The sequence below is a fragment of the Streptomyces sp. NPDC087901 genome (genome assembly GCF_044742205.1).
GTDB lineage: Bacteria > Actinomycetota > Actinomycetes > Streptomycetales > Streptomycetaceae > Streptomyces.
Window position 1 is genome coordinate 426,161 of the sequence record NZ_JBIUUC010000001.1, and the last position, 13,461, is coordinate 439,621.

11 protein-coding genes are annotated in these 13,461 nt (G+C 68.0%); 10 read left to right on the forward strand and 1 reads right to left on the reverse strand.

All coding sequences use genetic code 11. The annotated features are described in order from the left end of the window. The first annotated feature begins 144 nt into the window (after window positions 1-144). The 4 genes from tig to clpX all read left to right on the forward strand — a co-directional run bounded on the left by tig (window position 145) and on the right by clpX (window position 4,631). Window positions 145-1,539, forward strand: a complete 1,395-nt coding sequence (tig, locus tag ACIOEW_RS01845) for a trigger factor (RefSeq protein ID WP_362540675.1) — start codon at window positions 145-147, stop codon at window positions 1,537-1,539. Window positions 1,540-1,805: 266 nt separating this feature from the next. Next, window positions 1,806-2,411 (forward strand): ATP-dependent Clp protease proteolytic subunit, encoded by a 606-nt coding sequence (locus tag ACIOEW_RS01850; RefSeq protein WP_168713553.1) that lies wholly within the window; start codon window positions 1,806-1,808, stop codon window positions 2,409-2,411. An 80-nt stretch (window positions 2,412-2,491) separates the two neighbouring features. Further along, window positions 2,492-3,175 (forward strand): ATP-dependent Clp protease proteolytic subunit, encoded by a 684-nt coding sequence (locus ACIOEW_RS01855; RefSeq protein ID WP_350996974.1) that lies wholly within the window; start codon window positions 2,492-2,494, stop codon window positions 3,173-3,175. 157 nt (window positions 3,176-3,332) lie between these two features. Further along, complete coding sequence (gene clpX / locus ACIOEW_RS01860; protein WP_326662250.1) at window positions 3,333-4,631, forward strand: ATP-dependent Clp protease ATP-binding subunit ClpX; 1,299 nt, start codon at window positions 3,333-3,335, stop codon at window positions 4,629-4,631. Window positions 4,632-4,705: 74 nt separating this feature from the next. On the opposite strand, the gene ACIOEW_RS01865 is transcribed toward clpX, so the two are convergent. Next, window positions 4,706-5,701, reverse strand: coding sequence for a hypothetical protein (locus ACIOEW_RS01865; RefSeq protein ID WP_401960464.1), 996 nt, complete (start codon window positions 5,699-5,701; stop codon window positions 4,706-4,708). A gap of 150 nt (window positions 5,702-5,851) precedes the next feature. On the opposite strand from ACIOEW_RS01865, the gene ACIOEW_RS01870 reads away from it, so the two are divergent. The 6 genes from ACIOEW_RS01870 to mreC all read left to right on the forward strand — a co-directional run bounded on the left by ACIOEW_RS01870 (window position 5,852) and on the right by mreC (window position 13,457). Next, a complete protein-coding gene (locus ACIOEW_RS01870; RefSeq protein ID WP_362540681.1) occupies window positions 5,852-8,473 on the forward strand; it encodes a valine--tRNA ligase in 2,622 nt (873 codons plus the stop codon). Between the two features lie 111 nt (window positions 8,474-8,584). Next, the gene (locus tag ACIOEW_RS01875) at window positions 8,585-10,108 is read left to right on the forward strand and encodes a bifunctional folylpolyglutamate synthase/dihydrofolate synthase (protein ID WP_401960467.1); all 1,524 of its coding nucleotides are present in this window, start codon (window positions 8,585-8,587) and stop codon (window positions 10,106-10,108) included. Window positions 10,109-10,113: 5 nt separating this feature from the next. Further along, window positions 10,114-10,470 carry a DUF4233 domain-containing protein gene (locus ACIOEW_RS01880; RefSeq protein WP_327711163.1) on the forward strand — a complete coding sequence of 119 codons (357 nt, stop codon included), beginning with the start codon at window positions 10,114-10,116 and terminating at the stop codon, window positions 10,468-10,470. A gap of 110 nt (window positions 10,471-10,580) precedes the next feature. Next, window positions 10,581-10,994, forward strand: a complete 414-nt coding sequence (gene ndk / locus ACIOEW_RS01885) for a nucleoside-diphosphate kinase (protein ID WP_024492992.1) — start codon at window positions 10,581-10,583, stop codon at window positions 10,992-10,994. A 293-nt stretch (window positions 10,995-11,287) separates the two neighbouring features. Then, window positions 11,288-12,307, forward strand: a complete 1,020-nt coding sequence (locus ACIOEW_RS01890) for a rod shape-determining protein (protein ID WP_362540690.1) — start codon at window positions 11,288-11,290, stop codon at window positions 12,305-12,307. Between the two features lie 97 nt (window positions 12,308-12,404). After that, complete coding sequence (gene mreC, locus ACIOEW_RS01895) at window positions 12,405-13,457, forward strand: rod shape-determining protein MreC (protein WP_401960471.1); 1,053 nt, start codon at window positions 12,405-12,407, stop codon at window positions 13,455-13,457. Window positions 13,458-13,461 lie beyond the last annotated feature (4 nt).

Here is a 13,461-nt window from a genome sequence, read left to right on the forward strand (position 1 = left end):
GATCGCATTGTGGGAGTTCTCCCCCTTGCCGTTACTATGCAAAATGCGTGCCCGTGTGTCTGATGTACCGGGCTCGGTCCGCGAAGCCGCCTCCTGTGCGGTGGAGCAGAACCCCAAGAAGTCAGCCACCAAGGAGACCGAACCGTGAAGAGCGCCGTGGAGACCCTGAACCCGACCCGGGTTCGGCTCAGCATTGAGGTGCCCTTCGAGGAGCTCAAGGACAGCCTCGACGCGGCGTACAAGAAGATCAACCAGCAGGTCACGGTGAAGGGGTTCCGCAAGGGCAAGATCCCCAACCGGGTCATCGACCAGCGGTTCGGCCGTGGTGCAGTGCTGGAGGAGGCCGTCAACGACGCGCTCCCGAAGTTCTACACCGAGGCCGTCAACGAGGGTGAGCTCAACGTCCTCGGCCAGCCGGAGGTCGACATCACGGAGCTGAAGGACGGCGAGCTGCTGTCCTTCACCGCCGAGGTTGACGTACGCCCCGAGATCGAGATCCCGGACTACTCCGGCATCGAGGTCACCGTCGACGCGCTTGAGGTCACCGACGAGGACGTCGAGAAGGCCGTGGAGCAGCTCCGCGAGCGCTTCGCCTCGACCAACCCGGTCGAGCGCGCCGCCGCCGAGGGCGACGTCGTGACGATCGACCTGCAGGCCAAGGTCGAGGGCGAGGTCCTCGAGGACGGCGTGGCCGAGGGTGTCTCGTACACCATCGGTTCCGGCGAGCTCCTCGAAGGCATCGACGACGCCGTCACCGGCCTGGAGGCGGGTGGCGAGGCCACCTTCACCTCCGCGCTGAAGGGCGGCTCCGCCGAGGGCAAGGACGCGGAGGTCACCGTCAAGGTCACCGCCGTCGCCGCCCGTGAGCTCCCCGAGCTGGACGACGACTTCGCCCAGATGGCCAGCGAGTTCGACACGCTGGAGGAGCTGCAGGCGGACAGCCGCAAGCGCCTGGAGAACACCAAGCAGTACGACCAGGCCACCCAGGCCCAGGAGCGCGTCCTCGAGGAGCTGCTGAAGCTCGCCGAGGTCCCGATCCCGGAGAAGCTGCTCGCGGACGAGGTCCAGACCCGCAAGCACAACCTGGAGCACCACCAGCTCGGCCAGATGGGTCTCGACCTCGAGAAGTACCTGGAGATCCAGGGCAAGACCCTCGAGGAGTTCGAGGCGGAGACGTCCGAGCAGGCCATCAAGGGCATCAAGACCCAGTTCATCCTTGACGAGCTCGTCAACAAGGAGAAGCTGAACGTCAACCAGGAGGAGCTCACCGAGCACCTCATGCGGCGCGCTGCTTCCTCCGGCATGAGCCCGGACCAGTTCGCCCAGGCCGTCGTCGAGGGTGGCCAGGTGCCGATGCTCGTCGGCGAGGTCGCCCGCGGCAAGGCGCTGGCCGTGGTCGTCGAGGCCGCCAAGGTCGTCGACACCAATGGTGAGCTCGTCGAGCTGGAGGACGACGAAGAGGCGGCGGAGGAGGCCACCGAGGTGGTCGAGGCCGCCGAGGGCACCGCCGACGCCTCCGAGGAGAAGACCGAGGCCTGAGCCTCGCGCTGAACCCCGCACGACGGGCTCCGGACGCCACTGCGTCCGGAGCCCGTCGTCGTATCGGCGGACGTTCCCCACAACCCTTGTGCGGACTGCGGAGCTTGCGCTCCCAGCGAACAGTTGCGGAAGCGGGATGGCGTTGTCCCACCTGCGCGTTAGGGTCCATGAAGAGGAAGGGTCGGGCAGTCCCGGCCCACCCGGTACGAAGACGCTGAGACGGCCGGAGCCGTCAGAGACGAGCAGGTGGATACGTGACGAATCTGATGCCCTACGCCGCCGGAGAGCCGTCCCTCGGTGGAGGCCTCGGTGACCAGGTCTACAGCCGACTGCTCGGCGAGCGCATCATCTTCCTCGGTCAGCAGGTCGACGATGACATCGCCAACAAGATCACCGCACAGCTGCTTCTCCTTGCCGCCGAGCCGGACAAGGACATCTACCTCTACATCAACAGCCCCGGCGGTTCGGTGACGGCCGGCATGGCGGTCTACGACACCATGCAGTACATCCCGAACGACGTCGTCACCATCGGTATGGGCATGGCGGCCTCGATGGGCCAGTTCCTGCTCACCGGCGGCGCCGCCGGCAAGCGCTTCGCGCTCCCGAACACCGACATCCTCATGCACCAGGGTTCGGCCGGTATCGGCGGTACGGCGTCGGACATCAAGATCCAGGCCCAGTACCTGCTGCGCACCAAGCAGCGGATGGCGGAGATCACCGCCCGCCACTCCGGCCAGACCGTGGAGACGATCATCCGCGACGGCGACCGTGACCGCTGGTACACCGCGGAGGAGGCCAAGGAGTACGGCCTCATCGACGAGATCATCACGGTCGCATCGGGCGTTCCGGGCGGCGGCGGCACCGGCGCCTGACCCGGCTCCCACCGGATCGCGCCACACCGCACCGCTTTTCTCTCGTACGCCGAGACACCCAGCCACAGAACGCCACCAGGATGGTGAACACCCACATGAACAACTTCCCCGGCGCGTCCGCGAGCGGCCTCTACACCGGCCCGCAGGTGGACAACCGCTACATCGTCCCGCGCTTCGTGGAGCGCACCTCGCAGGGCGTGCGTGAGTACGACCCGTACGCGAAGCTCTTCGAGGAGCGCGTGATCTTCCTCGGTGTGCAGATCGACGACGCGTCCGCCAACGACGTCATGGCGCAGCTGCTGTGCCTGGAGTCGATGGACCCGGACCGGGACATCTCGATCTACATCAACAGCCCCGGCGGCTCGTTCACCGCGCTCACCGCGATCTACGACACGATGCAGTTCGTGAAGCCGGACATCCAGACGGTCTGCATGGGCCAGGCGGCCTCCGCCGCGGCCGTGCTGCTCGCCGCGGGCACGCCGGGCAAGCGCCTGGCGCTGCCGAACGCGCGTGTCCTGATCCACCAGCCGTCCTCGCAGACCGGCCGTGAGCAGCTCTCCGACCTGGAGATCGCGGCCAACGAGATCCTGCGGATGCGGGCCCAGCTGGAGGAGCTGCTGGCCAAGCACTCCACCACGCCGATCGAGAAGATCCGTGACGACATCGAGCGCGACAAGATCCTGACCGCCGATGACGCCCTGGCCTACGGTCTGGTCGACCAGATCGTCGCGACCCGTAAGAGCGCGGCCGGAGCGGCCGCCTGACGTCGGCCTTTACCCCTTGGTACGGCAGGCTCACCCGGCCTCGGCCGTGTGAACCGTGCCAAGGGGGGCCCGAACGGGGGGCCAGGCAAGGTACCGTCGGATAGAGGCACCAGGAGCCGCTGAACCAGGCGTCTCCCAGGCGAAGGGGAAGCACCTCGTGGCACGCATCGGTGATGGCGGCGACCTGCTCAAGTGCTCGTTCTGCGGAAAGAGCCAGAAGCAGGTGAAGAAGCTCATCGCGGGACCCGGTGTGTACATCTGCGACGAGTGCATCGATCTCTGCAACGAGATCATCGAGGAGGAGCTCGCGGAGACGAGCGAGGTCCGCTGGGAAGAACTTCCCAAGCCTCGCGAGATCTACGAGTTCCTCGAGGGGTACGTCGTCGGGCAGGAGCCCGCGAAGAAGGCCCTCTCGGTCGCTGTGTACAACCACTACAAGCGGGTCCAGGCCGGTGAGAACGGCGGCGGTGCGAACCGCGACGACGCGATCGAACTCGCCAAGTCCAACATCCTGCTGCTGGGCCCCACGGGCTCGGGCAAGACGCTCCTCGCGCAGACACTGGCCCGCATGCTCAACGTCCCGTTCGCCATCGCCGACGCGACGGCGCTGACGGAGGCCGGCTATGTCGGCGAGGACGTCGAGAACATCCTGCTGAAGCTGATCCAGGCCGCGGACTACGACGTCAAGAAGGCCGAGACCGGGATCATCTACATCGACGAGATCGACAAGGTCGCCCGCAAGAGCGAGAACCCGTCGATCACCCGCGATGTCTCCGGCGAGGGCGTGCAGCAGGCCCTGCTGAAGATCCTGGAGGGCACCACCGCCTCCGTGCCGCCGCAGGGCGGGCGGAAGCACCCGCACCAGGAGTTCATCCAGATCGACACGACGAACGTGCTGTTCATCGTGGGCGGCGCGTTCTCCGGCCTCGAGAAGATCATCGAGTCCCGGGCCGGCGCCAAGGGCATCGGCTTCGGCGCCACGATCCGCTCCAAGCGGGAGATCCAGGCGAGCGACCAGTTCCAGGAGGTCATGCCGGAGGACCTGGTGAAGTTCGGGATGATCCCCGAGTTCATCGGCCGCCTCCCGGTCCTGACCTCGGTCCACAACCTGGACCGCGAGGCTCTGCTCCAGATCCTCATCGAGCCGCGCAACGCCCTGGTGAAGCAGTACCAGCGGCTGTTCGAACTCGACGGTGTGGAGCTGGAGTTCGAGCGCGAGGCGCTGGAGGCCATCGCCGACCAGGCGATCCTGCGCCAGACCGGCGCGCGCGGCCTGCGAGCCATCATGGAGGAGGTCCTCCAGTCGGTGATGTACGAGGTGCCGTCCCGCAAGGACGTCGCCCGGGTCGTCATCACGTCGGACGTGGTCCGCAACAACGTCAACCCGACCCTGGTCCCGCGCGAGCCGCGGACGATCGGCAAGGGCGACGACGGGCGGCACGAGAAGTCGGCGTAGCCGCGGTTTCGTAGGCAACGCGAAGGGGCGCCCCGCCGGTTCAGCCGGCGGGGCGCCCCTTCGCGTTGCGTGGATCAGTTCTTGGTGCGGGAGGTGTTGTAGAGCTTCGCCGTGAGGGCGGCTACGTCATCCTGCGACATGGACTTGTTGGTCATGGCGAGACCCATGTCGATGCCGGTGACGATGCCGACGGTGCTGTAGTCGGCCCAGATGCAGACAGGCATCTCAAGGGACTTCGGCCCCTTGTCGACACTTCCGTCACCCTCGGGGTTGTCCATCTTGAGGTTCTGGCACCGCATCAGCGCGCCCTTGAACCCAGCCGGGGTGACATCCTTCGGTGAACCGAGCAACTCGGCCTTGGTCCCGCTGTCTCCCTGGTTCATGTTTGCCTTGGCCTCGTCGAACGAGTGGTTGATCACCGCAGCCGGGTCGCTCACGTCGCCCCAGTAGCCCTGGAAGCTGAGGATCTTCATGCTCAGATCCTTCTCCGAGCCGCCCTGGTAGCTCGTGCTGACGCCGCTGGGGTTCTTGATCCCCGAGTTTTCGATCGAGGTCTTCTTGGCGCCGGTCAGCGGGCTGACAGTCTTGGCGCTGCCCGTGGCCTTGTACGCGTCCACCGAAGCCGCAGGCGTCAGCTTGTACCCCTTGGTGGAGTCCGCGACATCGCTGTTGCTGGCGCCGCCCGACGTCAGGAAGTACACCCCGCCCCCGATGACCGCCAGCGCCACGATCACGCCGCCCACGATCAGGCCGGTCTTCTTCTTCGGCGGAGCGGCCGGCGGAAATCCCGGCTGCTGGCCGTATGCCGGCTGGCCGCCGTACGGGGGAGTGGGGGGCTGCTGGCCGTACGGGCCGGGCTGCTGGGCCTGCGGGTAGCCGTAGCCCGGCTGCGGGGGCTGCTGCTGGGGCGGAACACCCTGGGGGGCCTGCTGCGGGTAGCCGTAGCCGGGCTGGCCCTGCGGCTGGCCCTGCGGCGGCGGGCCGCCGTACGGGCCCGGCTGCTGGCCGTACGGGCCGGGCTGGCCCTGCTGCGGCTGGCCGTCGTACGGGCCCGGCTGGTTGTAGCTCATCTGCGGTGTCCCCTGTTCGTCATGCTCATGCGTTCTTATGCGTTCCGAACATCCTGACGGACGGCCCACGACCGTGGGGCACCGGGAGGGAGACCGTTACTGAACAAACCGGTTTCAGTGCACGCTTGTGACGGCCCTAAACTGTGGGGCGTGACCGAGAACGCAGCGCAGCAGCCAGCCAGCACCCCCGAACTGCCGACCCAGTACACGCCGGCCGAGGTGGAGGGGAAGCTGTACGAGCGCTGGGTAGAACGCGGCTACTTCGAGGCGGACGAGAACAGCGACAAGCCGCCGTACTCCATCGTCATCCCGCCGCCCAACGTCACCGGATCCCTGCACCTGGGACACGCCTTCGAGCACACGCTGATCGACGCCCTCGTCCGCCGCAAGCGGATGCAGGGGTTCGAGGCGCTCTACCAGCCCGGCATGGACCACGCCGGCATCGCCACCCAGAACGTCGTCGAGCGCGAGCTCGGCAAGGAGGGCAAGTCCCGCCACGACCTGGGCCGCGAGGCCTTCGTCGAGCGTGTCTGGCAGTGGAAGAACGAGTCCGGCGGCCAGATCTCCGGGCAGATGCGCCGCCTCGGCGAGGGCGTCGCATGGTCCCGTGAGCGCTTCACCATGGACGAGGGCCTGTCCAAGGCCGTCCAGACGGTCTTCAAGCAGATGTACGAAGACGAGCTGATCTACCGCGCCGAGCGCATCATCAACTGGTGCCCCCGCTGCCTCACCGCGATCTCCGACATCGAGGTCGAGTACCAGGAGGACGACGGCGAGCTCGTCTCCATGCAGTACGGCGAGGGCGACGAGACCATCGTCGTCGCCACCACCCGCGCCGAGACGATGCTCGGTGACACCGCCGTCGCCGTCCACCCCGATGACGAGCGCTACAAGCATCTGGTCGGCAAGCAGATCAAGCTGCCGCTGACGGACCGTACGATCCCGGTCGTCGCCGACCACCACGTCGACCCGGCGTTCGGCACCGGAGCCGTCAAGGTGACCCCGGCGCACGACCCGAACGACTTCGAGATCGGCAAGCGTCACGACCTGCCGTTCCTCACGGTCCTCGACGAGCGCGCCGTCATCACGGTCCCCGGCCCCTTCCAGGGCCTGGACCGCCTGGAGGCCCGCTCCGCCATCGTCGCCGCCCTGCGGGCCGAGGGCCGGATCGTCGCCGAGAAGCGGCCGTACGTCCACTCCGTCGGGCACTGCTCGCGCTGCAAGACCACCATCGAGCCGCGCCTCTCCCTCCAGTGGTGGGTCAAGGTCGCCCCGCTCGCCAAGGCGGCCGGTGACGCCGTCCGCGACGGCAAGGTCAAGATCCACCCGCAGGAGATGGAGAAGCGGTACTTCGACTGGGTCGACAACCTCCATGACTGGTGCATCTCGCGCCAGCTCTGGTGGGGCCACCGCATCCCCGTCTGGTACGGCCCGAACGGCGAGGTCGTCTGCGTCGGACCGGACGACGAGGTGCCCACGGGCGAGGGCTGGACCCAGGACAGCGATGTCCTGGACACCTGGTTCTCCTCCGGCCTGTGGCCGTTCTCCACGCTCGGCTGGCCCGAACAGACCGACAGCCTCGCGAAGTTCTACCCGAACTCCGTCCTGGTCACCGGCTACGACATCCTCTTCTTCTGGGTCGCCCGGATGATGATGTTCGGCCTGTACGTCAACGACGGCGTCCCGCCGTTCGAGACGATCGTCCTGCACGGCATGGTCCGCGACGAGCACGGCAAGAAGATGTCGAAGTCCTTCGGCAACGTGGTCAACCCGCTGGACTGGATGGACAAGTACGGCTCCGACGCGCTGCGCTTCACGCTCGCGCGCGGCGCCAACCCCGGCACCGACGTCCCGATCGGTGAGGAGTGGGTCCAGGGTTCCGCCAAGTTCTCCAACAAGATCTGGAACGCCACCCGCTTCGCGCTCATGAACGGCGCGACGATCGAGGGCGAGCTGCCGTCCGCCGACGAGATGTCGGTGACCGACCGCTGGATCCTGTCCCGCCTCAACAAGACGGTCGCCGAAGTCGACGCGTACTACGACGACTTCCAGTTCTCCAAGCTCAGCGAGGCGCTCCGGCACTTCGCCTGGGACGAGGTCTTCGACTGGTACCTCGAGCTGTCCAAGACCACGTTCTTCGGCGGCGGCCGCCCGGCCGAGGTCTCCGGCCGGGTCCTGGGCGAGGTCCTCGACGTGATGCTGCGTGTGCTGCACCCCGTCGTCCCGTTCGTCACGGAGAGCCTGTGGACCGCGCTCACCGGCCGCGAGTCCGTCGTCATCGCCGACTGGCCCAAGGACAGCGGTTTCCGTGACGACGCGGCCGAGCAGGAGATCGAGCTCGTCCAGCAGGTCGTCACCGAGGTCCGCCGCTTCCGCAACGACCAGGGTCTCCAGCCCGGCCAGAAGGTCCCGGCCGAGCTCACCCTGACCGGGACCGCGCTCGCCCCGCACGAGGCGGCCATCCGCCAGCTCGCGCGGCTCCAGCCGGCCGGCGACGGCTTCCACGCCACCGCGTCGCTGCCGGTCGCGGGTGCCACCGTCGCGCTCGACCTCTCCGGCACGATCGACGTCGGCGCCGAGCGCAAGCGCCTCACGAAGGACTTGGAGGCCGCGCAGAAGGAGAAGGCGCAGGCCACCGGCAAGCTCGGCAACGAGGCGTTCCTGGCCAAGGCCCCGGACAACGTGGTCGACAAGATCCGTGGCCGGCTCGCCAAGGCAGAGGCCGACATCGAGCGGATCACCAGCCAGCTGGCGTCCCTGCCACAGGGCTGAGACCGTCACGAAGCCCCCGTGTCCCCCGCAGGAGGGGTACGGGGGCTTCCTCTTGCCCAGGGTCGCCGGGCGCTGCGCGCGATGTCCGTGCCGATCCGTAGACTGGGCCCCGTGAGTGAGCCCCGCCCTTCCGACCGGCACGACGCGTCCGACTCCGACGAGACCTTCGCGGAGATCGTCGACGAAGCGACCCAGCGCGACCCCGACCTGGCGGTGATCGAGGCCGGGAGCCGTACGCTGCGCGCCGCCTCCGGGCCGCCCCAGAGTGACGAGGTCCCCGCCCGCCCCGCCGATCCGGAGGTGGACAAGGCGCTGCGCGCGGTGGAGCAGGAGCTCGCCGGGCGCTGGGGCGAGACCAAGCTGGAGCCGTCGGTGGCGCGCATCGCCGCGCTGATGGACGTGCTCGGCGAGCCGCAGCGCGCCTACCCCTCCATCCACATCACCGGTACCAACGGCAAGACGAGCACCGCCCGCATGATCGAGGCGCTCCTCGGCGCCTTCGATCTGCGCACCGGCCGCTACACCTCGCCGCACGTCCAGTCGATCACCGAGCGGATCAGCCTGGACGGCTCTCCGATGGACCCCGAGCGGTTCGTCGAGACGTACCAGGACATCAAGCCGTACGTCGAGATGGTCGACGCGCAGCAGCCCTACCGGCTCTCCTTCTTCGAGGTGCTGACCGGCATGGCGTACGCGGCCTTCGCCGACGCGCCGGTCGACGTCGCCGTCGTCGAGGTCGGCATGGGCGGCAGCTGGGACGCGACCAACGTGATCGACTCCACGGTCGCCGTCGTCACCCCCATCTCCCTGGATCACACCGACCGGCTGGGCTCCACGCCCGGCGAGATCGCGGTGGAGAAGTCCGGGATCATCAAGCAGGGCGCGACGGTCATCCTCGCCCAGCAGCCCGTCGACGCCGCCCAGGTGATGCTGAAGAAGGCCGTCGAGGTCGACGCCACCGTGGCCCGCGAAGGCATGGAGTTCGGTGTCGTCTCCCGGGAGATCGCGGTCGGCGGCCAGCTGCTGACGCTGCGCGGCCTCGGCGGCGAGTACGACAACATCTTCCTTCCGCTGTACGGCGCCCACCAGGCACGCAACGCGGTGGTGGCGCTCTGCGCGGTCGAGGCGTTCTTCGGGATCGGCGCCGAGCAGACCGGATCGCTCGACGCCGACATCATCCGTAAGGCCTTCGCCGCGGTGATCTCGCCGGGCCGCCTCGAAGTGGTCCGCTCCAGCCCGACCGTCGTCCTGGACGCCGCGCACAACCCGGCGGGCGCCCTGGCCACCGCCGAGGGGCTCTCCGAGGCCTTCGGTTTCTCCCGGCTGATCGGTGTGGTCGGCGCCAGCGGCGACAAGGACGTCCGGGGGCTCCTGGAGGCCTTCGAGCCGATCTTCGCCGAGGTCGTCGTCACCCAGAACTCCAGCGCACGCGCGATGGACGCGGACGAGCTCGCCGCGGTAGCCGTCGAGGTCTTCGGCAACGACCGGGTCCAGGTCGAACCCCGGCTCGACGACGCGCTGGAGGCGGCGATCACCCTCGCCGAGGAAGAGGACGAGTACGCGGGCGCCGGGGTGCTGGTGACCGGATCCGTGATCACGGTCGGCGAGGCCCGGCTGCTTATGGGAAGGCGCTGACCGAAGTGCGTACGCTCTGTGCATCGACGCTGATCGGTGAGTTCTTCGTGATCGGGTTCGCCGGACTCGTCGCGATGAAGTCCGACGACCTGACGTCCGCCACGGTCTGGACGGTCTGCGGCATCGGCATGCTGCTCTCCGTGCTGCTCTGCGGGATGATCACCCGTCCCGGGGGCATACAGCTCGGCTGGGCGCTCCAGATCGCGCTGCTCGCCAGTGGCTTCGTCGTCCCGATGATGTTCATCCTCGGCCTCGTCTTCGGCGGCCTGTGGTGGGCCTCCGTGCACTACGGCCGCAAGATCGACGAGGTGAAGGCCCGGTGGGCCGCGCAGGAGGCCGCACAGGCGCCTGCCGGTACCTGAGAGAGGCTGCCGGGCGGCCTGCGACCGGGCGGCCAAACCCGGCCGCCGGCCCGTCACCGAACCCCTGTAACCTCGCCTCACCGCACCCGTATGCCTGCAAGGAGCCGCACATGACCCAGCGCACCCTCGTTCTTCTCAAGCCCGACGCCGTCCGTCGCGGTCTGGTCGGCGAAATCGTCGGCCGCATCGAGCGCAAGGCCGGCTGGAAGATCACGGCGCTGGAGCTCCGTACCCTCGACCGCGCCACGCTGGAGCAGCACTACGCCGAGCACGTCGGCCGCCCGTTCTACGAGCCGCTCGTCGAGTTCATGCAGTCCGGCCCGGTCGTCGCGCTGGTCGCCGAGGGCGAGCGGGTCATCGAGGGCGTGCGCGCCCTGGCGGGCCCCACCGACCCGATCGCCGCCGCGCCCGGATCGATCCGTGGCGACTTCGGCACCATCACCCGGGAGAACCTCATCCACGCCTCGGACTCCGAGGAGTCCGCAGAGCGAGAAATGAAGCTGTTCTTTCCGGGACTTTCCTGACTTCGGATCAGCCGAACAGCGCTGATGACCTGGGGCGACCGAAGTAATTCGGTCGCCCTTCGGCATAGGGTTCCGGATCGCGGGAACGCATGACTCCGACGTAACGTCACCATGAGTGGAACGGCCACCCGTTCTGCTCAGCATGGCGAAGGACCCTCGCGCTGTGTCGGTGTTTCCGGCACTACGATGGAAGCTTCCACGCCCGCAGCGCTCACCTCGCCTACCAAAACAAGCCATCACCGCTTTCGCTTGGGAAGGCCCGACGCATCCTCATGGGGAACAAGGGGAACTCAATGTCGTTCATCGGCCGTGACATGGCTATCGACCTCGGGACTGCCAACACGCTGGTGTACGTCAGGGGGCGCGGCATCGTTCTGAACGAGCCGTCCGTCGTGGCCATCAACACCAACACCGGCGGCATCCTCGCGGTCGGTTCCGAGGCCAAGAAGATGATCGGCCGTACACCGGGCAACATCGTTGCCGTACGGCCCCTGAAGGACGGCGTGATCGCCGACTTCGAGATCACGGAGCGGATGCTCCGCTACTTCATCCTGAAGATCCACAAGCGCCGCTACCTGGCCCGCCCGCGGGTCGTCGTCTGCGTGCCCTCCGGCATCACCGGGGTCGAGCGACGCGCCGTCATCGAGGCGTCGACGCAGGCCGGCGCACGCCAGGTGCACATCATCGAGGAGCCCATGGCGGCGGCCATCGGTTCCGGCCTGCCGGTCCACGAGGCCACCGGCAACATGGTCGTCGACATCGGCGGCGGCACCACCGAGGTCGCGGTCATCTCGCTCGGCGGAATCGTCACTGCCCAGTCCATCCGGGTCGCCGGTGACGAGCTGGACAACGCGATCATCCAGCACATCAAGAAGGAGTACTCGCTCCTGCTCGGTGAGCGCACCGCCGAACAGATCAAGATCACCATCGGTTCGGCGTTCGAGCTGGAGAAGGAGGAGCACACCGAGATCCGGGGCCGCGACCTCGTCTCGGGGCTGCCCAAGACCGTGGTCATCTCCGCCACCGAGGTCCGCAAGGCGATCGAGGAGCCGGTCAACGCGATCGTCGACGCGGTCAAGACGACGCTGGACAAGTGCCCGCCGGAGCTGTCCGGCGACGTCATGGACCGCGGCATCGTCCTGACCGGCGGCGGCGCGCTGCTGCGCGGCCTCGACGAGCGGCTGCGCCACGAGACGGGCATGCCGATCCACATCGCCGAGGACCCGCTGGACTCCGTCGCGCTCGGATCCGGCAAGTGCGTCGAGGAGTTCGAGGCTCTCCAGCAGGTGCTGGACGCCCAGCCCCGGCGCTAGAAATTCAACGACCTCCGCGCGGACGCTGCCGCTCCGCGCGGAGGATCGTTGATATACAGGCACGAACATTCCTACGAGGAAGGCACGGCCGCCGCACGTGAGGGACACACGAGAGAGCCGGCTGCTCCTGGTGCTGCTGATCGCCATCGCATTCGCACTGATCACGGTGGACATCCGCGGCGGCGAGGAGTCACCGGTGGACGGCGCCCGGCAGGCCGCCGCCACGGTCTTCGGACCGGTGGAGAACGGCGTGGCGGCAGCGGTCGACCCGGTGGGCAACGCCATAGGGGCCGTACGCGCCTCCGGCGACCGCCACGACAAGATCGCTGAGCTGGAGAAACAGAACGCCGCGCTCAAGGCCGAGCTCGGCAGCGACGACCAGAACCGCAGCCGGGTCCGCGAGCTCGACAAGATGCTCAAGAAGTCGGACGCCGGCCAGTACGGCATCAAGGCCGCCGAAGTCATCGCCATAGGAGCGGCCCAGGGCTTCTCCTGGACCGTCACCATCGACGCCGGCTCCAAGGACGGCCTCAAGCGCGACATGACCGTCCTCAACGGCGACGGACTCGTCGGCCGCGTCACCACCGTCGGCCCGGACACCGCCACAGTGCTCCTGGCCAACGACCCCGACTTCACCGTCGGCACCCGTATGGAGTCCACCGACGAACTCGGCTTCGCCACCGGCCAGGGCTCGCGCCCGCTGTCCGTCCAGTTCCTGAACGGCAAGGCCAAGGTCAAGAAGGGCGACCGCCTCGTCACGTTCGGCTCCAGCAAGGACAAGCCCTTCGTGCCCGGCGTCCCGGTCGGTGAGGTCGTCCGCGTCGACCCGTCCGGCGGCGAACTGACCCGTACGGTCTACGTCCGCCCGTACGTCGGCTTCACCAAGCTCGACATCGTCGGCATCGTCGTCCAGGCACCCCGCGAGGACCCCCGGGACGCCGTCCTGCCGAAGAAGGCCGTCAAGCCGGCCAAGCCGAAGCCCACCCCGACCGTCACCGTCACCATCTCGCCCAACGGCGACATCGTCGACACCAGCGGCAACGTCGTCGGGAACATCCACCAGAGCGCGAGCCCCAGCGGGAGCCCGGACCCCAACCCCAGCGGGAACGCCACACCGAACGCCGACAACGCGGTAAACGAACAGAGGTAGAGCT